Raw genomic sequence first — 20,152 nt, forward strand, 5'->3', positions numbered from 1 at the left:
TAAAAAAGCGGTCTTTGAAGTTCGACCGCGTTTTGTGTTTAGTCGGTTTAAAGCTTAAGCTTTTCTGCCACATAATCCGAATCTTTATCTCCACGGCCAGAAAGATTAACCACAATCATGGTTTCTTTCGGCAGCTTTGGTGCTTCACGCATTGCCCAAGCCACAGCATGTGAGCTTTCAAGCGCAGGAACAATTCCCTCAACACGCGATAAGGTCATAAAAGCATCCAAACATTCTTGATCAGTTGCAGTGTTATATTCCACACGACCTAAATCTTTTAAGAAACTATGCTGTGGCCCAACACCCGGATAGTCCAATCCTGAAGCAATAGAATGCACTGGCAATGGTTCACCAGCTTCATTTTCAAGCACGTAACACGCCATACCATGAATTTGACTTGGTTTACCTAAGGTTAAAGTTGCCGAATGCATGTGAGTTTCTAAACCATGTCCTGCTGGTTCAACCCCAATCAATTTTACATCCGAATCATTTAGAAATGCTGTAAAGGCACCGATTGCATTTGAACCGCCACCAACACATGCGACAACATAATCTGGGTTTTTACCAAAACGATGATGCGTCTGCTCTTTAATTTCATTACCAATAATCGATTGAAAATCTCGGACCATTTTTGGAAATGGATGTGGTCCAACCACAGAACCAATCGCATAAATAAAATTTTTAGGGTCTTTTAAATATTCTTCAAACGCGCTATCTACAGCATCTTTTAAGGTTGCTGTACCACGTGTTACTGAAACTAAATGAGCACCCAAAATTTTCATTTTGACCACATTAGGGTGTTCTTTTTCAATATCTACTTGCCCCATGTGGATTTCACATGGAATGCCAACTAAAGCACAAGCCGTGGCTAAAGCAACGCCATGCTGTCCCGCACCAGTCTCGGCAATAACTTTCTTTTTGCCCATATATTTGGCAAGTAGAGCCTCACCTAAACAATGATTAATTTTATGGGCACCCGTATGATTTAAGTCTTCACGTTTTAAATAAATTTGTGCACCGCCTAACTGCTCAGAAAGACGTTTTGCGTGAAATAAAGGACTTGGACGACCTACGTAATTTGAAAAGAGGTCCGATAATTCATTTTGAAATTCTGGTGTATGTCGAATTTCTTCATAAGCAACATTAATTTCATCCATTGCTTCTTTTAAATGCGGAGGAATAAATTGGCCTCCATATTCACCAAAAAATCCCTGTTCATTTGGCAAAGCAATACCATTAATTTGATGTTGCATATCATCCCTCTTTTTAAATTATTAAAGTTATCAAGTTTATCGAGAAAGGTAGCGTGTTAAGTCCTCAATGCCTTTTAAGGTCATTGGATACATATGGTTTTCAAAAATCTCTTTAATCCAACCAATGGTTTGAGTGTAATGCCAATACCCTTCAGTTTCAGGGTTTAACCATGCTGTTTTATCAAAATGTTGACGTAGGCGACGTAACCAAACCTCACCTGTTTCATCATTCATATATTCAACCGAGCCACCTACCGATTTCAGCTCATACGGTGCCATACTGGCATCACCCACCACAATTACACGATAGTCGCGTCCGTAAGTATGGAACAGATCCCACGTATTCATGCGGGTTGCTGTTCTTCGGTAGTTATCTTTCCAAACATAGTCATAAAGACAGTTATGGAAATAAAAGTACTCAAGCGTTTTGAATTCGGTTTTAGCTGCGCTGAAAAGCTTTTCACATTGGGCAATGTGTGCATCCATCGAACCACCCACATCGAACAACATCAGTACTTTGATTCGATTGCGACGCTCTGGCACCATCTGAACATCCAAGATACCTTGTTTGGCTGTTTCTCGAATAGTTCCATCAACGTCTAACTCTTCAGCTGCGCCTTGGCGAGCAAATTTGCGTAAACGTCGTAACGCAATTTGCATCTGACGAGTTCCAAGAACTTGGTCATCATCTAGATTTTGGTATTTCCGCTGTTCCCAGACTTTAACCGCCGAACGTTTACGCCCCGGCCCACCAATTCTGACGCCTTCTGGATGGTCACCAAAAGCTCCAAAAGGTGAAGTTCCACCTGTGCCAACCATACGGTTACCACCTTGGTGTTTCTTATGCTGTTCGCGTAAACGCTCTTCTAGCATTTTCATCAGTTCTTCTAAAGAACCCGCTTTTTGAAGTTCAGCTCTTTGCTCTGGTGTTAAATGCTTTTCGAGAAGTTCTAAATCGAACCAGTCTTTTGGTAATTTATGAACTTGCTTAAGCAACTCATCGATATCAAAAGTTTCAATGCCATCAAAGTAATCTTTCATGGCACGATCAAACTTATCAAAAAATCGCTCATCTTTAACTAAAATAGTTTTAGCAAGCTGATAGAACTCTTCTTGGTCGGCAAAAACCAAACCTTCACTCACCGCACGGTTTAGATCAATGAGTTCACGAGTGGTAACTGGAACACCATATTTACGTAAGGTGTAAAATAACCGCACAAACATGGGTTACTCCCTCCCTTAACGTCGAGACATGAAAGCCAAGCGTTCGAGAAGTTGTACATCTTGCTCGTTTTTGATGAGAGCACCATATAAAGGTGGAATAGCTTTAGAGGTATCTCGATTACGTAATACATCTTCAGGCATATCATCTGCCATGAGTAAGCTTAACCAATCAATTAACTCAGAGGTTGATGGTGGTTTCTTTAAATTAGGAATTTCACGTAGTTTAAAGAAAACCTGTAAAGCTTCGTTTACTAGTGTTGCAGAGATATTTGGGAAATGAACCGCAATGATTTCTCGCATTGTGGCTTCATCTGGAAACTCAATATAGTGGAAGAAGCAACGACGCAAGAATGCATCCGGTAATTCTTTTTCATTATTTGAAGTAATAATTACAATTGGGCGTTGCGTTGCCGTAATTGTTTCATTCGTTTCGTAAACATAAAAAGACATTTTATCGAGTTCATGCAACAAGTCATTTGGAAACTCGATATCGGCCTTATCAATTTCATCAATTAATAATACGCAACGCTCTTCACTGGTGAAAGCTTCCCACAATTTACCGGGTTTAATGTAGTTCTTAATATCGTAAACTCGGTCATCACCTAACTGGCTGTCTCTTAAACGAGAAACCGCATCATATTCATACAACCCTTGCTGCGCTTTAGTTGTAGATTTGATATGCCAAGTAATCAGTTTTAAACCCAAACTTTGTGCTACTTGTTCAGCAAGTAAAGTTTTACCCGTGCCCGGTTCACCCTTAATCAGTAAAGGCTTTTGCAAAGCACGAGCTGCTTTTACAGCAAGCTTAAGACTATCAGTCGCGATATATTGATCTGTACCGGTAAAATGTTGGGTATCAGCAGACATGTAAAGACCTTATTTTTCTATTTCAATGGTTAGATGGAACGCATGCTTTTGTTTGTTGAATATTTTGACCAACAATATCCAATCACCAAACCTAGACCAACTACAAACAGAATTAAAGATAAATTTGACCAAATTAACGGACTATCTTTAGTTAAAACACCAAAAAGAAGTCCAAAAATAGCTGGTGCTACAGATGCATTCGGTCCTTCAGACACTGTTGGTGTAACTAAAATAGCAAATACAATCAACCAGCTAATTGCACCAAAAGTGGTAGGAAGACGGCGCATTAATCGCCACCAACACCACAAAGCAATAATAGCGCCTATTCCATAAGCTGTTAAAGCAATAACACCTTCAGGAATAACATCCAAAAAAGAGAATAACTGATTCATTATTCCAGTTTGATCTTCACGCACCACGTAAGCCCTCTGGTTCAACTGCATTCGGGTTAATTAACCCTTCTGGCGGCATCTGAATAAAGAAACCTTTTGTTTGTAATGAGTCTAAAACATGTAAAACATTAACACGCGCCAATTTACGTGTTGGAGCCAACTCTAAATGCATGACAAACGTTGCACGACCAAACGCTTGTAAAACAGCTTCAGGAACATTTTCAAACGGATCAGCTTGTTCCGTATTGTCAGGATAGTTTGGACGAGCAATATACATGTACATTTCATCTTTTTTGCTCGATCTATAAATATCACAGTGCATTTCAAATCAACTCTTGAACTAAGGACAGCATACATGAAAAAAAACGACACACACACGCAGGTTTGTTTACGCATCAGTCGTTTTTTTAATTCTTGAGAAATATTAACCTACAACATTGATTAAGGTCGATAATAACTTTGTTCCAAACAGGAGTTAGATTTCATAAAAACAATATAAGTTTTTGATTTTAAATATTAAAATACAAAATCTATTTTATTAAAATAAAAGCAGTTCTTGGATTTTAAAAAAAAGTATTCATCATCAAAGATTTGATAATAGTGTTCTTGCAAGATTTATACTTAAGCTATCAAAATAATAAATTTCTTTTTCACCTATTTAAGAATACACACTTGAGTAAAACTTTTAACTACTTCACTACACATCACCAGACGTTACTTAACTCGTTTAATAGCGAGATATGTTTCAATAATAAGTATCTTGTTCATAGATATGGAGGATGAACTTATGCCTCGTGGTGATAAAACTGCTTATACAGCAAAGCAAAAACGTCAGGCCAAACATATTGTTGAGAGTGAAGTAGTTAGAGGCCATTCTTAAGAAGAAGCCGAACGAATTGCATGGTCTACCGTCAACAAACAAGATGGTGGCGGTAAGAAAAAGTCCCATTAATATATAAAAATAAATACTTCTTTAGCCAAACTAAAGAAGTATTTTCTATTTAAGGACGTTTTAATTTTTTTCTAGAAGACGCGAGAGCTTTTTATGTAGTCATCGCTTACTTGATTTAAGGCACTCAAAATAGCGCTATCATCTTGACTTAATAAAGCCTCATTAAGACTTTCCATATAAGCGATGAGTTGGGTTTTAGAAGTATGGGCAAATTCGGTCGTTACAGCTTCATCTTCATATAAGATTACATAACTACGTGCAAAACCGTAGATTAGGTAAACTGCTGCTTTTTCTTTTGTATCTTGAGATTCTTTAAGAGACTGCTCACATGCATTTTTTAAGTCTTTAAATGCATCTGTACCAGTAGTTTGATTTTTGAAAGATAAAAGTATTGTTTGGAAGTTCATATCCATATTCCACTTAAAAAGTAAAGCTACAGAAGAAGATAGAACCTGTCAAATAATATCCTGATTAATATAAATTTAATTGTAAATAAATTTATATTTAATTTCTTTTAACTCACAATAAATCATGCAATAAAAAACCACTCCTTTTTAAGAGTGGTTTAGTTAAAACTATCATTCATTAGAAGCTTATTTCAATTGTGATCGTGGTACCGGAGTGCTCAATATCAGTTGAGACATTAAAACCTCTGCTTCTAAGCTCCTCTTCAACCAGTGTAAGATGATCAGGACTTATAGCATCAACAGGAAACCAGAAAGTTGCTTTTCGTTTCCCCTCCTTAGATTCAGACTCAGTACCAGTTAAAATTTTTTCCAATATGACGTCTTGATTTATTTTAAAGTTTTTAGCATTTTGACGAGCTTGTTCAGCATTAAAGTTGTTAAGCATATTTATCTCTCTAATTATTAATCTATATAATTTTATAGCATAAAAAGGCTATGTAAGTTTTAGTGTTGTGTAGTTGAAACTAATCAAAGATATAAGTTTATTGATTGAATAAACTTTCTACCCATTCAATAAATTTTCTCGCATTTCTATTTTTAAGATTCTCCTTATTTTGAATGTAGTAACACAGCTTTGATGCTACGGCTTTAGTTTTAAACTCCTGTAAAAGATTCGCTTTAACAAACCTATGGGTAAGTGTAGTAGAGCAAAATACTAAACCATTAGCAGATAAAGCCTCATGTATCCCAAAAATTTCCTGATCATATTTCTTAATTGTCATCCTATCTTGGTTCCATTCATTTTCCTCAAGCCAAGCCTCTAGTGGTGGGCTTGGTAACGCCTTATTTTTCCATTCTGTCGTAAATAAAGTTATTGGTTTACTAGAACATTTAAGCGGATCAAGTTTGGATGAACCAAATACATTAAAGGACTCATATTTAACGATATCTTGAGACTGGACCAATGATACGTCGCCATATCGAATAGGTAATGTATATAAGTGATTATCTAAAGTTTCACCTGTAGAAAACTCAACTGATATATTGGGATGCAATTGATAAAATTCATTTATTGAAGGAATTAGCAGCATTGCAGCTAGTGAAGACGTACTAGCGACTCTTACTATGTTTCCATTTACTGTTATTTCATCTAGTGCATCTTCAATTTTACGAAATCCTTCAGAAATTGCTCCAGCAAGTCTTTGCCCTGTCGTTGTAAGGGTTATTTTCCTTACCTGTCGATGAAATAAATCAACATTTAATCTGCTTTCTAGATTCGCAACATGATGTGAAATTGCAGTCGGTGTAAGCGAGAGTTCTTCAGCAGCCAACTTAAAACTACCCAATCGAGCGGCTGATTCAAATGCTTTAAGTGCTTGCAAAGAAACTTGCATGCTTCCTCCCCATTTACATTTATGAATGAATTAAAATCATCTATAAATGTAATTTTCTCGTTTGTCTACTTATGTTTTAAAACTCAAAATAAATTAAATCCTAACCTTTTTGGAATTAATGATGAGTAAAATATTACATATAGATGCTAGTGTCAGAGCTGCGAGTAACCCCAACCCAAATCACAATTCTATTTCAAAAAATATTGCCAGTCGGTTGATCAACTCTTGGAAACAACAATTGCCTATAGATGAGTATATTTATCGTGATGTAGGAATGAATCCACCACCCTTTATTAATCAAGACTGGATTGATGCTGTATTCACACCTGACAATAAAAGGACCGAAACTCAACGTGATGTTTTATCTATATCAGATCAATTAATAGCAGAAGTTTCGAGCTCAGATATTCTTGTAATTTCTTCACCTATGTACAATTACGGCATGCCTGCTCAACTGAAAGCATGGTTTGATCAAATTATTCGTATCAATAAAACTTTTGATTTTGACCTAGCTCGTGGAGACTTTCCCTTACAACCTCTTTTAGCTGGAAAAATTTTAATTATTATCACTTCCAGCGGTGAATTTGGGTTTGAGAAAGATGAGATTCGGCATGATATGAGTCATCTTGTACCCCACATTCGTACACTGAGCAAATATTTAGGCGTAGAAAAAATTTATGAAATTACTTCTGAGTATCAAGAGTTTGGAGATCATAGGCATATAGAATCATTGGAAAATGCTTTTCAAAAAGCTGAAGAAGTTGTTTCTAAACTTGCTGATTCATTTAGATAATATCTGTAGATTTTAATACTCATTTTTAAATTTCATAAAATTAAGTTACTTTAACTAAGCCATATCATTAAAAATAAAAAAGCCTACCCAATTGGGTAGGCTTTTCATTTCTGCACCGAAACAAACTTATAGTTATATATTATATAAATTGAAGTTGTTTTTCTTAAACCCAATAATATACAGACCTGTATGTTTAATCAATTAAATTTTTCTCATTATATAAGTTAATTTAATTCATTATTGAAATTTCAAATTATATTTACTTTATTACATTATTTTATGAATTTTATTAGATTAAATAATTATTTAGATAAACTACAGAAAATCTATTTTTTGTATACTTAGATATTATAATTAGCTCATTTTAAATAGTAATTAATTAAAAATTTAACAGAATGGTTATGCTTTAGTTAAAAAGGCTCATCATATGATGAGCCTTTAAATTTCTAATTATTTATTGCATTTTAAATAGATAAACTTTGTTTTTCTTCTTGAAACAATTGGATTAATGGTTGCGTTAATAACTCATAACGCCATCCTAACAGATAGTCGGGTAAATCCTGTTCATCCCCTTGAGATAGAACATGTTGATGAATGGCGTTTAACCATTTTTTTCTCAGCAACACTTCTTTAGGAATAGAAGTCTCATTTATTGCATGAGCAAGCACCATATCCATTTTATTTAAAGTCTCTTTAGACGTAACCTTAAATGGTTTTGCAATCTTTGATGGCCATTTGCTTTCGACTGGTAAATCTTTAAGAAGTTCTAAAATCGTTTTGCCGTACTCGCGAACTACGTTTGGACGAATATCTTTAACTTGCGAAAGTTGAAAGCTATTGCGTGGGTTCTTTTCAACCATATCAATCATGGTTGAATTTCTAAGAATAAAACTGCGTGGCTGATTCGTTGCTTTTACAATGTATTCACGCCACTCACTTAAATTTTGTAATTGCATTAACTGACGACGTGAATGACGATAATTTCCCACATCTGTATATAGTAACTCATTAGGGGTTTCACTAATGATTTCTTTAGTTAGACTACTACAGTCCTCAAGAACATAATTATAAAGCCCTTTCTGCTTAAGCTGCTCTTGAATATGATGAGCTAACTTCATTAGATACAAAACATCATTAGCAGCATAACAAAGTTGTTGAGGCGATAAAGGTCTAGCTAACCAATCAGATCTGGTTTGATCTTTTTCAATATCAATATCAAGACAAAGTTTTAAAGCACCTTGGTAACTCACTTGCAGGCCATAACCTAAAAAAGAAAGACCCACTTGAGTATCAAACACATTAAGCAAATCTTCTTGATCAGCATAATGATAGATTAAATCAATATCTTCTCCACATGCATGAAAAATGTTTTGCTGTGCGAGGAAGATCTTTTTCCAAAACTGACTTAGATCTAATGAAACACCATCCAACAGATAGACATCACCATTTACATTGACTTGGCATACTCCAAGTTTAGGCCAGAGTGTGTCAACCTTAATAAATTCTGTATCAAGTCCATATATTGAACATTGATCCATTTTTTGAAGAACATCAACCAATTCGGTTTGCTGTTGGATAAACTGAAACATGCTTTCTCAAGTATTGCAAAGAGTGCTTTAAACTCTGGTATATATAACATAGAAGCAGAAAAATGCCACTTAAACCTTTATGAATACTCTATTTTTGAACAATTTTTCGAAAATAGATAATTTTTTGATCTTTTATTTGTACTTTTTAAATTTATCTCCAAATGTTCTTTATTTAAAATTTATAAGACCTTTTTCATTCTTATATTCATATTTTATTTAAACTATCTTTAATAATAAAAGACAGAATAATATTTATGTTTAATAACTGAATTTAATTAATAAATTTAATCAAATTGATAGTACATTCATTAATGAAATAAGCATCGGAATGCTTATTTCATTCTCATGCGGTTATGCACTGCCTGACTTAAAGTATGGCTATCTACGTATTCGAGTTCACCACCCTGAGGTACACCTTGAGCAATACGCGTCATTTGTATTGGTAAATGTTTAGTCGCCTCTACCAAATAATGGGCTGTCGCTTGTCCTTCTACAGTCGCATTAGTTGCCAAAATGACTTCTTCAATAGTACCTTGGCTTAGACGCTGAATGAGATAAGGAATACCAATTTCTTCCGGACCAATACCATCTAATGGAGAAAGATGGCCACCTAAAACATGGTATTTTCCACGAAAGCTACCGCTTTGCTCAATCGCCATCACATCCGCTGGTGATTCAACCACACACAATAACTGATCATCTCTGTCAGTTGAGGCGCAAATATCACAAATTTCATGTTCAGTCAGAGAATGGCAGACACTGCATTCATGTATATAACTTGAAGCCTCATGTAAAGCATGCGCTAATGCAAATGCCCCTTCTCGATTTTTCATCAAAAGATGTAAAGCCATACGTTGAGCCGACTTCGGACCAACGCTTGGCAATATACGTAAAGCTTGAACGAGTTGTTCAAATCTATCGCTAAACACTGAATTTCCTTAGAACATGCCCGCTAAGCCAGGTGGTAAACCCATACCAGAATTTGCTTTTTGCATTTTTTCTTCAGAAATCACTTCTGCTTGACGCACAGCATCATTTACTGCAGCAGCAATTAAGTCTTCAATCATGTCTGGTTCATCTTGAAGTAATTCTGGATTAATTTCGATACGTTTTACGATATAACGGCCAGTCATTGTGACTTTAACCAAACCACCGCCCGCTTCAGCGTGTACTTCAGTTTGAGCAAGCTCTTCTTTAGCCTTTTTTATATTTGATTCCATATCTTTTTGCATGCGCTGCGCTTGCTGCATAAGCATATTGATATTCATAAACCTAACTCCGTATCTCTATCAAATATTTCAAGTATTATTGATAGTCACATAACACTGCAAAACTTAAACTCTTTCTACTCCCCCTATAGATCATCAAGATCATTGAGGTTAGTACGTTTAAATCAAAATTAATCCGTAATTCTGACACAATAAATCAATGTTTTCTATTGGTATCTATGAAACTATTTTCTATGGTCAATCCACTATAAAGCTTTTATATAAAAAACTTTTGATGAATAGAAAAAAGTAAAATTTAGAAAAGTTACTGGGCAGCCTGTAGACTTTTATTGTTTGTTTTATATTCACTTAAAGGAACTTTCTTGAACGAAGTATTGGCTTTTTCTATTGAAAGATCAGCATCTTGAACGGATTTGTTTGCATCATTAATTAATAATACAGTTTCACTCATCTGTGTTGGTTCATCTTTTTGAGCAAATACTTTATATCCAACCAGTCCAATTGCCCCTATCGCAACTAAAATAATTATTGGTTTAAGCATGACTAAAGACTCTCTTTGTTATTTTTATTAAATTTAGAACTTTTATACGTTGAAATTTTAGACTGATTTATAACAATATGTAGACTTTTTATTGCTATTGTTGCTTATTAGTAACACAAAAAAGCCACATTAAAATGTATGTGGCTTTTCCATAACAAACATAATTTAATTAGATTAAATCTAATCCACGCGAGATATCACCAATAATGTCATTAATATCTTCTAGACCCACAGAGACACGAATTAGACCTTCTTGTATACCAGCTGCTTCTTTTGCTTCAATAGAAAGTTTGCCATGAGTTGTGGTTGCTGGATGGGTAATCGTCGATTTCACATCACCTAGATTACCTGTAATCGAGATAAACTTAGTATTATCAATAACCTTCCAAGCACCTTCACGCTCGCCTTTAACAACGAAGGATACAATACCGCCAAAGCCATTTTGCTGTTTAGCAGCAAGTTCATGACCTTCATGAGCTGGTAAACCAGCGTAGTAAACCTTCTCTACCTTTTCATGACTAGATAACCATTCTGCAAGAATTTGAGCACTCTCACAGTGTGCTTTCATACGTAAACGTAAAGTTTCTAGACCTTTTAAGAAAACCCATGCATTAAATGGGCTCATTGATGGTCCAAGCGTACGAACAACACCGAAAACTTCTTCTAACAACTGATGATTACCAACAACAGCACCGCCTAATGCACGGCCTTGGCCATCTAAGTATTTAGTCGCAGAGTAAATCACAAGATCCGCACCAAACTTGAGTGGTTGCTGCAAAACAGGTGTACAGAAACTGTTATCAACCGCAAGTAATGCGCAATTCGCATGGGCGATATCTGCTAGTGCTTGTATATCTGCAATCTCAGCTAGAGGGTTAGACGGTGACTCAACAAAGAAAAGTTTGGTTTCAGGACGTACAGCATTTTTCCATTCGTCTAAATCACACAAATCAACAAATGTAATGTCTACACCAAACTTGGCAATATATTTTTCAAACAAAGCAACAACTGAACCAAAAACTGCTCTTGAGCAAATAACATGATCACCCGCTTTTAGATATGCCATAGCAACTGACAAGATTGCGCCCATTCCAGAGCTCGTCGCTACAGCTCGTTCAGCACCATCTAAAGCTGCTAAGCGTTTTTCGAACATCGATACAGTCGGATTAGTAAAACGAGAATAGATATTTCCTTGAACCTGACCAGAAAATTTTGCTGCAGCTTCAGCCGCATTTTCATATACAAATGATGAAGTCAAAAAAATCGGTTCGCCATGTTCGCCTTCAAAACTACGAGTATGTCCGGTACGAATGGCTAAAGTATCAAGTTGGTATTCTAAATCATCAGACTGGTGCATTAAATGTTCGCCTTTACTGGTCATGTACTAAAAAACTATCATCATTTTGAGTGTCTAGGGTATTTAAGGTCAAGGTAAACCTTAAAATTATCGCTTAGACTTTATTCAACTTTAGTAAATAGTTGGTAAAAGCAAGATGAAACGCTTAAAGTCCCTTGTCTCTGAACAAAGTCAAATCAAGCACCTCTCTACCCGACTATTTCGCCCTCAAACATTAGTATTGTCACAAAGCACTCCGTTTGAAGTGATTGGTGAATTCAATCAAACCCGTATTCGTTATTACGCCGCTAACCAAAAACAATTTAAAGAACCTTTGGTATTTGTTGCACCACTCGCTATTAATATGGCGATATATGATTTATACCCTTATCGTTCTCTTATTAAATACTTCCAAAATGCTGGTTTTGATGTCTATTTGGTAGATTGGGGCCGTTTAAAGTTTAAGGACAGACATCTTACCTTTTTATCATTTATTGAAGACTTCCTTCCTAAAGCAATACAACTTGTACGCACACATTCAGGAAGTGAACAAATCTCGCTTCATGGATGGAGTATGGCAGGTATATTCGTCACTTTATATACAGCGCATAATCATCCAAATTATGTTAAAAACCTTATAGTACTTGGTAGTCCAATAGACAGTTATGCTTCTGGCTATATTGGGAAACTCTATCGAACCATAAACAACGCGATTAGTCGCAATAAAAAAATTCAAGAACGTATTTATTCCGGATTACCAAAACGTCTGATTCATAGCCCAGGAATTTTAAATTCTTTAGGTTTCAAAATTCTCGACCCTAAAGGCTGGTTCGATGGTCATATTCAACTACTAAAAAATCTTAATGATCTTCAGTTCGTACAAGAGCATGCCACTCTAAGTAGCTTTTTAAATAATATGATTGATTACCCGGGGGGAATTAATCAGGACATGTTGTTCAATGTTTGGCTACAAAATCCATTGAAGCGCGGCTTTATTGAGTTAAAAGATAAAAAAATTGAATTAAAAAATATCGACTGCTCTCTCTTAGTAGGCGCGGGTCGTAGTGATCAACTGGTTACCGCTGATGCAGCTCAACCATTAAGCCAGTTAACCAGTAGCCAAGATGTTACGTTTACTCTCATCCCTGGCGGACATTTAGGCCTCATGTCGAGTCAGGCAAGTGCATTGGAGTTCTGGCCACAACTAGCAAAATGGCTCACCGATCGATCAACGCAAATTTAAGAATAAGGTCATGATTCAATCTATTGCTTTTATTCGCTTGGGTGGAATAAACCCTCGTATAACAGTGCATTTACCAATAATATTATTGTTTTAATAGAAAATTATTATTTTCATTATGAAGGCACTTTATTAACTTTTTTATAATCGGATGATTTAAAGTAATTTACAATCATCTGTGCACTTTTTTCAGAAGAGGCCTTGGCCTGCTCCAGTTTTGTTACATAAGGATTCGTCACTATACAGCTCGGTAGTAAACTATTTGTAAGCGGTGGAAACTTTTCCCTACCACCTAGAGTAATTTTTTCGATAAAACTTGCCAACCACATAATGTACTCACTTTTATTCTTATAAGTTGGCATTAAGCTGATATCGAGTTTAACTGTACATTCCTTTGCAGGCTTATTTAAACATTCTTCAAAATCAATAAAGTTATATTTTAGTTTATATGAAGTGTCTTTTATCTCTAGTCGAATAATACTAACTAAGCTATTCAAATGCTCGATCATATCCTCTGAGAAAAGCTTTTGCTCTTCAAATTTTTTATAAACTCTTTCAGCAATTAGTAAAAATTGTGGCATCACCTATTCCTTTAATATTTAGTCTTAACGAATGACTAGATCCTTTAAGGAAGTATGCTATTATTATATGTAAGGGTCTGATGCTATAAAGTAACGACTAGAGCAATTGTGAAAGTGATCCATCTATTTGATCACAAAAATACAATATCGTGTATGATAATTATCATTATAAACCGTTTATTTTTCATGATTTGAAATAACTTTAATAAAAAAAGCCTATTTCATTTGGAGAAATAGGCTATAAAAACAAAAACTATCAAACGCAGCAATTATGGGCCATATAATAAGACTTTAAATATGTAAAATCAATGCATCTTTCAGGTGAATTTTAGTCTTAAATAAAAGTCGAAAATAATTTTGTCTCTGTTTCAATAAGAGAAGCCCATTTCCGTCTAAAATAAATGGGCCTAGTGAATTCCACCAAATCCTAAAATACAAAACGTGATAATTATCACGCTTTATTCTTTGATCATTGCATTAATATCTTTCTTTTCCATTGACCAAAATTCAAACTAAAACTGTCTTTTCAGCAAAAGATGAGTCATGAATAGGACTTTTCTACGAACTTTTTGATTTTTTATTTAATAGAGGTAAGCCCCCTATCTGATTCATTACGAGCAATTACAAGGTGTTAGATAGTACTTAAATTATAGAAAGATATATAAAAATTTAGTTAAGTTTTTGTTTTTATTGTTTATTTTTAAAACATTGATATGTAAAGATTTTATTTATTTTTTGCCCAAAATTCAAACCAAAATGACACTTGAGTAATTAATAGTCATTGAAATATTGGTAAGAAACCTTATATTGAGTACAGGTTCATACCTTTAACTGAGGAAAAGCTCATGAATAAATTTATGGTTGCAGTCTTTACTGGCATGGTGAGCATTGCTAGTTTAGGCGTACAAGCTGCAACACCTGAGCAAGAATGTCAAAAATTGCAAGATGATTACAATTTGATTTATGCGTCAAAAGGCTTTTGTTTTAAAGATCCTGATGCTAAAGAAAAATATGGTAATGAAAACTGTCATACGACAAAACCAAAGTTTTCTGACAAAGAGCAACAACGTCTTGACGCTATTAAAGAACGTCAAAAAGAATTGAAATGTAAATAATTTTAAAGGAATAATACATGGCATATGATGATCAAAACATCTTCGCAAAAATTTTACGTGGAGAACTTCCAGCGATAAAAGTCTATGAAGATGATCAAGTTCTAGCTTTTATGGATATTATGCCTCAAGCCGATGGTCATACATTAGTTATTCCAAAAACACCTGCTGTAACACTGCTGGACTTACCTGCTGAAGCAGCAGCCTATACTATACAAATTGTTCAAAAGATTGCTAAGGCAATGGAAAAAGCGCTCAATTTGGAAGGTATTGTATTGATGCAACTTTCTGGAGCAGCAGCAGGACAAACTGTTCCACATGTTCATTTTCACCTAATCCCAACAAATGTGCATCATCTTGGACGCCATGCTGTTGAGTTAGGGGATCAAGAAAAAATTAAAGAATTAGCTGAAAAAATTAAAGCAGCTCTTTGATTTTTAGATGGTTAAAGCGGAGTTTAGGCTCCGCTTTTTTTCGTCTAAAAACTATAAAAAATACAAACAACTAATTTATTTCTAAATTTTAAACGTCATAAAACTGTCATTTATTCTTCACTTCTCTGTCACAAAATTTACCGATACTGCTTAGCAAGTTGGTGAGCTTTTGTAACTTTTTGTACATAAGTCAACTACAAAATAAATAGTTAGCTAGGCATACGCCATTTTTAAATACCTTTTGGAGAAATCTCAATGAAGAAATTGCTACTCGCTGCCGCAGTTGCAACTTTGAGCGTAAACGCGGTGCAAGCAGCGCCAACTTTGTATGGCAAACTAAATGTTTCTATTAACCAAGTTGATAATAAAAATTTCGATGGTAAAAGTGACGTTACCGAAGTTAACTCAAACTCTTCTCGTATTGGGGTAAAAGGCGAAGAGAAATTAACTGACAAGTTATCTGCTGTTTATTTAGCTGAATGGGCAATTTCTACTGATGGTTCAGGTTCTGATACTGACCTTAGTGCTCGTAACCGTTTTATCGGTTTAAAAACTGAAGGTGTTGGTACATTAAAAGTAGGTAAGTATGATTCTTACTTCAAAACAGCTGCCGGTGGTAACCAAGACATCTTTAATGACGATACACGTTTAGATATTACTAATATCATGTATGGTGAAAACCGTTTAGACAACGTGATCGGTTTTGAATTAGACCCTAAATTATTAGCTGGTTTAACATTCAATATTATGGCTCAAACTGGTGAAAGCACCTCTGATAGCAAACCGGGTGAAACTGGTAAAGACAGCAAAAATGATAGCTTTGACTCTGTATCAACATCGCTTGGTTACGAAAACAAAGATATCGGTTTAGCAATTGCTGCTGCTGGTGACTTTGGTATTAAAGGTAAATATGCAGCTTACGGTCTAAAAGATGTTTATACCGATGCTTACCGTGTAACTGGTTCTTATGATATTGCTAAATCTGGTTTTGTTGTAGGTGCTTTATGGCAACACGCTGAACCTACTGATGACTTGACTGCTTATAAAACGTCAAAAACTACGCGTGTAGATGGTGTTGATAAAACTACAGATACCTATACAAACTACAAAGGTTTAGAAGAAGAAGCATATGCAGTAACAGCTGCTTATAAAATTCCTAACACTAAACTTAAAGTGAAAGCAGAATACGCTTCTGCTGAAACACAAGTAAGCGGTAAACAAGATCGTAAAATTGACTTATACGGTTTAGGTCTTGATTACCAAATCAACAAACAAGCTCGCTTCTACGGTATCGTTGCTCAACAAAAACGCGACTGGATTAAAGAAGACGACAAACAAACTGTTGTAGGTACTGGTATCGAATATAACTTCTAATCAGTTATGTTTGATTCAGATCTAAAATAAAAGGGCTTATGCCCTTTTATTTTTTTTCCTGAGTAAAAAAAGCCGATATAAAACTTATCGGCTTTTTTAAGATTTATATCTTATTTTAAAAAACCACTTACAAGATTCATGACATTTTGAATATCTTGGTTTGCTTCTTGATGATCGGTACTGTCACCTTGAGGTGTTAAAGAGTCAATGACCTGAGGTAAAACCGATGCGATTGCACCATAAACTTGTTCTTTGGGCGCTTGAGCTTGCTCGGCAACTTGTTCAATGTCAGACGGATTAAATAGGCTCTGTAACTGTTGGGTCGGAACTTCGCTATTACTTTGATTTGGATCAACCCAACTTTGAACCTGACTTCCTAAACCAGCCCCTTTTAACTTTTCTAATGCAGCTTGTAAACCACCTTGTTGCTGTACCCAACCTAAAATTAAAGGCACAACTGCAATTAATAAACTTTGTACACCGCCACCTGTTTGAGGTGTACTGTTATTGCCAGTCACTTGCCCTAATACAGAACCTAATACTCCTCCAAGGCCACCTTGAGCGCCCGAAGAAGTATTGCCCCCCATTTGTCCGAGTACTGAACCTAAAATTCCACCTAAACCATCTTGACCTGACGCTTGCTGATTCCCACCTAAAGCCTGCTTAGCCAAAACTTCTACAATGTTGCTTAAATTAGTCATGTGTAACTCTTATGTATGGTTTATACATGAGCATACGCGGATTCTTGTTAAGACAGCAAAAACCAAATTGTTAAATTTTGAAAGAGATTTAAGGCCCTTTTACCAGCGGAATTTATTCCAGTTTTCCGGGTTCGCCCAGAACTTTGAATTAAACCAGTCTGGAACATGTTTATAAGTCAATATATTAAATTGCCATAAAGCAAAATCACTATCATGTGAAGTTTTATCAATAAGTTGAGTAAAACCTAAAGAACGTAATAACTGCTCATCACTGCGTTTACTTACCACTACAATTCGTTTCGCTAATAAATCTCTTAGCTTTACTAATAATTGTGATTTTTGTACATCGCTGATGTTTTGCATTTCATCAGTATCAAACAATACAAAACCCAAGTCATAACGCTGAGTAAAAGGCAGACTTAAAAGCTCAGTTACGGTAAAATAGTGCCATTGAATTGCGTTATTCTGGTCAATTTTCTGGCCAATACAAAGTGCAGTATGAATGGGCTGTTCGTTTGATAAATCGTCTAGCATAGAAGTGATGACATTTTGTTCAGCCATAACTGCAACCCTTAATTGAAAGATGTGAGTTTAAACTTTATGGAACTACAAGGCATTTGCCATAAAATGCATGCAGGCCTAAAAGATGCTAGTGTAACTGATCAACAGACAACCAAGGCAAATGTTGAATACAAATTTGTATTAGACCGTTCAGAAATTGATCTTCCTTTTAATTTAGGACAAGAACTAGAAATCGAATGGACAGGTAATATTTATTGCACTTCTTGTGGCACTAAAACACCAAAGTCTTATTCTCAAGGCCACTGCTTTAAATGTTTTAAGACCAAAGCAGAATGTGACCTTTGCATTATGAAACCTGAAACATGTCACTATCATTTAGGTACATGTCGTGAAGATGACTTTGCCCATAGTGTTTGTTTCCAACCTCATATTGTATATTTGGCAAATTCAAGTGCTCTAAAAGTAGGTATTACTCGCGTTAGTCATATGCCAGGTCGTTGGTTAGATCAAGGTGCAACTCAAGCCTTACCTATTTTAAAAGTTGGATCACGCCGTTTATCTGGTCAGCTTGAAACCATGTTTGGTTCTTTAATTGCTGATAAAACAGATTGGCGAAAACTCCTCAAGGGTGAAGCTGAACCTTTAAATATGGTTGAACAACGTGATCAATTAATCGAAGAGTTCGCCCCTAAAATTCAAACTATTCGTGAAGAATTTAGTCAAAACCTTGAATTTAACGAAACGGTTGAACTACTAGAAAATGAATTGTCACGTGAGTTTATATACCCAGTTGAACAATATCCTGAAAAAATTAAGTCTTTAAACTTAGATAAAACACCAAAAATTCGCGGTGTATTACAAGGTATTAAAGGACAATATTTAATCTTTGATATCGGTGTTATCAACATTCGTAAATATACTGGTTACGAGCTGATTGTACGTGCTTAAGTAGATTTAAAAAGCCCCTAGAAATGGGGCTTTTTTTACTTTTCAAGTACTTTTAGGATTGCTTGAACTGGGTCTTCTGTATTTCCAGAAATGAGCTTTTTATGCATAGTTAAATGTTGCATCACTTGAATTTGAGCGGTTTCTACATTCATCAATTTTTCTATTTCAGCTGCTAAATTTTCTGGTGTTGCATCGGCCTGAATCAGCTCTTCAATTACTTTTTTACCCGCAATAATATTGGGTAAAGAATAATAAGGAATTTTCACCAAGAATTTAGCTATTAAATAAGTTAACCAATGCAATTTATAGAATGTGACCATTGGTCGATGCATGAGCATGGCTTCTAATGTCGCCGTTCCTGATGCTAAAGCAATAACGTCACTCGCGTTCATGACCATACGACCAATTTTCGATTCACTATCCGTATTTTCTAAAATATGAATTTTTGCTTTTAACTGCGGCGCTAATTGTTCAACACCCTGCTCAATCTGTTGTTTACGAGCATCATTAATTGCCGGAATTAAAAATTGAATGTCTGGATGTTTGGTATGCAAAATATTAGCAGCACCCAGTAACATAGGAAGAAGGCGCTCTACTTCACCTTTGCGGCTACCAGGTAACAAGGCAATATGCTTCTGATTTTCATTAAGATCCAATTGCTGTTTGGCAATTTGAATTGGGTTCTCAAGTGGTAATTGTTTAGCTAGCGGATGTCCTACAAATGCCGCTGGAACTTCATATTGTTCATAAAAAACTTTTTCAAAAGGAAATAAGCAAAGTACTAAATCTATACTCTGTTTAATGCCATGAACACGTCCTTGACGCCACGCCCAAACTGAAGGACTCACATATTGAACAGTTTTTATGGGAAGATTCTTTTCTTTAATACTTTTAGAAAGTCTGAGATTAAAATCTGGTGCATCAATACCAATAAAAATATCAACCGGATTTTGAGTCCATTGATTGATTAGACCATCCCGCACGGCGAATAATTTTTTTAAATCTTTTAAGACCTCAACAATCCCCATCACAGATAGAGTTTCCATCGGGTAATAACTGTTAAAACCTTCAGCAATCATTTGGGGACCACCGATTCCCTCAAATTCAGCATCGATTCCCTGTTCTCGAAAACTACGCATAAGTTTCACACCAAGCGTATCTCCAGAAACTTCCCCAACTACAATGCCTATTTTAAGTTTTCGATTTGCCAAGGTGATTTACCCAAGAATTTGAAATAATGCATTCTAGCATAGAGGTTTATCA

Annotated in this window: 23 protein-coding genes and 1 pseudogene; 7 read left to right on the forward strand and 17 right to left on the reverse strand. The window is 35.5% G+C overall.

Going from position 1 to position 20,152, the window contains the following annotated elements; genetic code table 11:
- Positions 1–47: 47 nt before the first annotated feature.
- Genes trpB through KIP84_RS09150 form a run of 5 tightly spaced genes read right to left on the reverse strand, consistent with a single transcriptional unit; the run spans position 48 to position 4,013 of the window.
- A complete protein-coding gene (gene trpB, locus KIP84_RS09130) occupies positions 48–1,253 on the reverse strand; it encodes a tryptophan synthase subunit beta (protein ID WP_213689793.1) in 1,206 nt (401 codons plus the stop codon).
- A gap of 36 nt (positions 1,254–1,289) precedes the next feature.
- Entirely contained in the window at positions 1,290–2,477 is a 1,188-nt protein-coding gene (locus KIP84_RS09135; RefSeq protein ID WP_000498060.1) for a VWA domain-containing protein, read from the reverse strand.
- Between the two features lie 15 nt (positions 2,478–2,492).
- Positions 2,493–3,344, reverse strand: a complete 852-nt coding sequence (locus KIP84_RS09140; RefSeq protein ID WP_002113662.1) for a MoxR family ATPase — start codon at positions 3,342–3,344, stop codon at positions 2,493–2,495.
- Positions 3,345–3,373: 29 nt separating this feature from the next.
- Entirely contained in the window at positions 3,374–3,760 is a 387-nt protein-coding gene (locus tag KIP84_RS09145; protein WP_002113949.1) for a hypothetical protein, read from the reverse strand.
- On the reverse strand, positions 3,753–4,013 hold the full coding sequence (locus tag KIP84_RS09150) for a YcgL domain-containing protein (protein ID WP_002113722.1): 261 nt from the start codon (positions 4,011–4,013) through the stop codon (positions 3,753–3,755). Before KIP84_RS09150 ends, KIP84_RS09145 begins: the two co-directional genes overlap by 8 nt.
- A gap of 510 nt (positions 4,014–4,523) precedes the next feature.
- Here KIP84_RS09150 and KIP84_RS09155 point away from each other — a divergent pair.
- Positions 4,524–4,688, forward strand: a pseudogene (locus KIP84_RS09155) (hypothetical protein).
- Between the two features lie 71 nt (positions 4,689–4,759).
- On the opposite strand, the gene KIP84_RS09160 reads toward KIP84_RS09155, so the two are convergent.
- From KIP84_RS09160 to KIP84_RS09170, 3 genes are all read right to left on the reverse strand, one after another.
- A complete protein-coding gene (locus KIP84_RS09160) occupies positions 4,760–5,095 on the reverse strand; it encodes a hypothetical protein (protein ID WP_213689794.1) in 336 nt (111 codons plus the stop codon).
- 178 nt (positions 5,096–5,273) lie between these two features.
- Positions 5,274–5,540: a hypothetical protein gene (locus KIP84_RS09165; RefSeq protein WP_014206661.1), complete on the reverse strand. Its 267-nt coding sequence runs from the start codon at positions 5,538–5,540 to the stop codon at positions 5,274–5,276.
- A gap of 97 nt (positions 5,541–5,637) precedes the next feature.
- A complete protein-coding gene (locus KIP84_RS09170) occupies positions 5,638–6,489 on the reverse strand; it encodes a LysR family transcriptional regulator (RefSeq protein ID WP_213689795.1) in 852 nt (283 codons plus the stop codon).
- A 118-nt stretch (positions 6,490–6,607) separates the two neighbouring features.
- Between KIP84_RS09170 and KIP84_RS09175 the strand changes: the two genes are divergently transcribed.
- Positions 6,608–7,282, forward strand: coding sequence for an NAD(P)H-dependent oxidoreductase (locus KIP84_RS09175; protein ID WP_213689796.1), 675 nt, complete (start codon positions 6,608–6,610; stop codon positions 7,280–7,282).
- A 464-nt stretch (positions 7,283–7,746) separates the two neighbouring features.
- On the opposite strand, the gene KIP84_RS09180 is transcribed toward KIP84_RS09175, so the two are convergent.
- The 5 genes from KIP84_RS09180 to KIP84_RS09200 form a co-directional block, all read right to left on the reverse strand.
- Complete coding sequence (locus KIP84_RS09180) at positions 7,747–8,871, reverse strand: HRDC domain-containing protein (protein WP_213689797.1); 1,125 nt, start codon at positions 8,869–8,871, stop codon at positions 7,747–7,749.
- A gap of 332 nt (positions 8,872–9,203) precedes the next feature.
- On the reverse strand, positions 9,204–9,800 hold the full coding sequence (gene recR / locus KIP84_RS09185) for a recombination mediator RecR (RefSeq protein WP_002113756.1): 597 nt from the start codon (positions 9,798–9,800) through the stop codon (positions 9,204–9,206).
- Between the two features lie 9 nt (positions 9,801–9,809).
- Positions 9,810–10,139 carry a YbaB/EbfC family nucleoid-associated protein gene (locus tag KIP84_RS09190; RefSeq protein ID WP_002113538.1) on the reverse strand — a complete coding sequence of 110 codons (330 nt, stop codon included), beginning with the start codon at positions 10,137–10,139 and terminating at the stop codon, positions 9,810–9,812.
- A gap of 265 nt (positions 10,140–10,404) precedes the next feature.
- Positions 10,405–10,641, reverse strand: coding sequence for a hypothetical protein (locus KIP84_RS09195; RefSeq protein ID WP_060465696.1), 237 nt, complete (start codon positions 10,639–10,641; stop codon positions 10,405–10,407).
- A 169-nt stretch (positions 10,642–10,810) separates the two neighbouring features.
- Entirely contained in the window at positions 10,811–11,998 is a 1,188-nt protein-coding gene (locus KIP84_RS09200; RefSeq protein WP_213689798.1) for an O-succinylhomoserine sulfhydrylase, read from the reverse strand.
- 136 nt (positions 11,999–12,134) lie between these two features.
- Here KIP84_RS09200 and KIP84_RS09205 point away from each other — a divergent pair, with 136 nt between their 5' ends.
- A complete protein-coding gene (locus KIP84_RS09205) occupies positions 12,135–13,220 on the forward strand; it encodes an alpha/beta fold hydrolase (RefSeq protein WP_213689799.1) in 1,086 nt (361 codons plus the stop codon).
- A gap of 113 nt (positions 13,221–13,333) precedes the next feature.
- Here the strand turns inward: KIP84_RS09205 and KIP84_RS09210 are convergent, their stop codons facing one another.
- Entirely contained in the window at positions 13,334–13,798 is a 465-nt protein-coding gene (locus KIP84_RS09210) for a hypothetical protein (protein WP_033849959.1), read from the reverse strand.
- 845 nt (positions 13,799–14,643) lie between these two features.
- Here KIP84_RS09210 and KIP84_RS09215 point away from each other — a divergent pair.
- The 3 genes from KIP84_RS09215 to KIP84_RS09225 all read left to right on the forward strand — a co-directional run bounded on the left by KIP84_RS09215 (position 14,644) and on the right by KIP84_RS09225 (position 16,718).
- Entirely contained in the window at positions 14,644–14,913 is a 270-nt protein-coding gene (locus tag KIP84_RS09215) for a YARHG domain-containing protein (protein WP_002122146.1), read from the forward strand.
- A 17-nt stretch (positions 14,914–14,930) separates the two neighbouring features.
- Positions 14,931–15,344 carry an HIT family protein gene (locus tag KIP84_RS09220; protein WP_005069390.1) on the forward strand — a complete coding sequence of 138 codons (414 nt, stop codon included), beginning with the start codon at positions 14,931–14,933 and terminating at the stop codon, positions 15,342–15,344.
- Positions 15,345–15,599: 255 nt separating this feature from the next.
- Positions 15,600–16,718, forward strand: coding sequence for a porin (locus KIP84_RS09225; protein WP_017386885.1), 1,119 nt, complete (start codon positions 15,600–15,602; stop codon positions 16,716–16,718).
- 110 nt (positions 16,719–16,828) lie between these two features.
- On the opposite strand, the gene KIP84_RS09230 is transcribed toward KIP84_RS09225, so the two are convergent.
- Complete coding sequence (locus tag KIP84_RS09230) at positions 16,829–17,419, reverse strand: YidB family protein (protein WP_213689800.1); 591 nt, start codon at positions 17,417–17,419, stop codon at positions 16,829–16,831.
- A gap of 99 nt (positions 17,420–17,518) precedes the next feature.
- Positions 17,519–17,980, reverse strand: coding sequence for a DUF6231 family protein (locus KIP84_RS09235; RefSeq protein WP_005069394.1), 462 nt, complete (start codon positions 17,978–17,980; stop codon positions 17,519–17,521).
- Positions 17,981–18,019: 39 nt separating this feature from the next.
- Between KIP84_RS09235 and KIP84_RS09240 the strand changes: the two genes are divergently transcribed.
- The gene (locus KIP84_RS09240; RefSeq protein ID WP_213689801.1) at positions 18,020–18,889 is read left to right on the forward strand and encodes a DUF2797 domain-containing protein; all 870 of its coding nucleotides are present in this window, start codon (positions 18,020–18,022) and stop codon (positions 18,887–18,889) included.
- Between the two features lie 35 nt (positions 18,890–18,924).
- Here the strand turns inward: KIP84_RS09240 and lpxB are convergent, their stop codons facing one another.
- Positions 18,925–20,100 (reverse strand): lipid-A-disaccharide synthase, encoded by a 1,176-nt coding sequence (gene lpxB / locus KIP84_RS09245; protein WP_213689802.1) that lies wholly within the window; start codon positions 20,098–20,100, stop codon positions 18,925–18,927.
- Positions 20,101–20,152 lie beyond the last annotated feature (52 nt).

Source organism: Acinetobacter sp. BHS4 (assembly GCF_018454425.1).
Taxonomy (GTDB): domain Bacteria; phylum Pseudomonadota; class Gammaproteobacteria; order Pseudomonadales; family Moraxellaceae; genus Acinetobacter; species Acinetobacter pittii.

Coding starts and splice junctions, on each gene's coding strand:
- trpB (WP_213689793.1), bottom strand. CDS start 1,253: ATGCAACATCAAATTAATGGTATTGCTTTGCCAAATGAACAGGGATTT.
- KIP84_RS09135 (WP_000498060.1), bottom strand. CDS start 2,477: ATGTTTGTGCGGTTATTTTACACCTTACGTAAATATGGTGTTCCAGTT.
- KIP84_RS09140 (WP_002113662.1), bottom strand. CDS start 3,344: ATGTCTGCTGATACCCAACATTTTACCGGTACAGATCAATATATCGCG.
- KIP84_RS09150 (WP_002113722.1), bottom strand. CDS start 4,013: ATGTATATTGCTCGTCCAAACTATCCTGACAATACGGAACAAGCTGAT.
- KIP84_RS09160 (WP_213689794.1), bottom strand. CDS start 5,095: ATGAACTTCCAAACAATACTTTTATCTTTCAAAAATCAAACTACTGGT.
- KIP84_RS09165 (WP_014206661.1), bottom strand. CDS start 5,540: ATGCTTAACAACTTTAATGCTGAACAAGCTCGTCAAAATGCTAAAAAC.
- KIP84_RS09170 (WP_213689795.1), bottom strand. CDS start 6,489: ATGCAAGTTTCTTTGCAAGCACTTAAAGCATTTGAATCAGCCGCTCGA.
- KIP84_RS09175 (WP_213689796.1), top strand. CDS start 6,608: ATGATGAGTAAAATATTACATATAGATGCTAGTGTCAGAGCTGCGAGT.
- KIP84_RS09180 (WP_213689797.1), bottom strand. CDS start 8,871: ATGTTTCAGTTTATCCAACAGCAAACCGAATTGGTTGATGTTCTTCAA.
- KIP84_RS09190 (WP_002113538.1), bottom strand. CDS start 10,139: ATGAATATCAATATGCTTATGCAGCAAGCGCAGCGCATGCAAAAAGAT.
- KIP84_RS09195 (WP_060465696.1), bottom strand. CDS start 10,641: ATGCTTAAACCAATAATTATTTTAGTTGCGATAGGGGCAATTGGACTG.
- KIP84_RS09200 (WP_213689798.1), bottom strand. CDS start 11,998: ATGCACCAGTCTGATGATTTAGAATACCAACTTGATACTTTAGCCATT.
- KIP84_RS09205 (WP_213689799.1), top strand. CDS start 12,135: ATGAAACGCTTAAAGTCCCTTGTCTCTGAACAAAGTCAAATCAAGCAC.
- KIP84_RS09210 (WP_033849959.1), bottom strand. CDS start 13,798: ATGCCACAATTTTTACTAATTGCTGAAAGAGTTTATAAAAAATTTGAA.
- KIP84_RS09215 (WP_002122146.1), top strand. CDS start 14,644: ATGAATAAATTTATGGTTGCAGTCTTTACTGGCATGGTGAGCATTGCT.
- KIP84_RS09220 (WP_005069390.1), top strand. CDS start 14,931: ATGGCATATGATGATCAAAACATCTTCGCAAAAATTTTACGTGGAGAA.
- KIP84_RS09225 (WP_017386885.1), top strand. CDS start 15,600: ATGAAGAAATTGCTACTCGCTGCCGCAGTTGCAACTTTGAGCGTAAAC.
- KIP84_RS09230 (WP_213689800.1), bottom strand. CDS start 17,419: ATGACTAATTTAAGCAACATTGTAGAAGTTTTGGCTAAGCAGGCTTTA.
- KIP84_RS09235 (WP_005069394.1), bottom strand. CDS start 17,980: ATGGCTGAACAAAATGTCATCACTTCTATGCTAGACGATTTATCAAAC.
- KIP84_RS09240 (WP_213689801.1), top strand. CDS start 18,020: ATGGAACTACAAGGCATTTGCCATAAAATGCATGCAGGCCTAAAAGAT.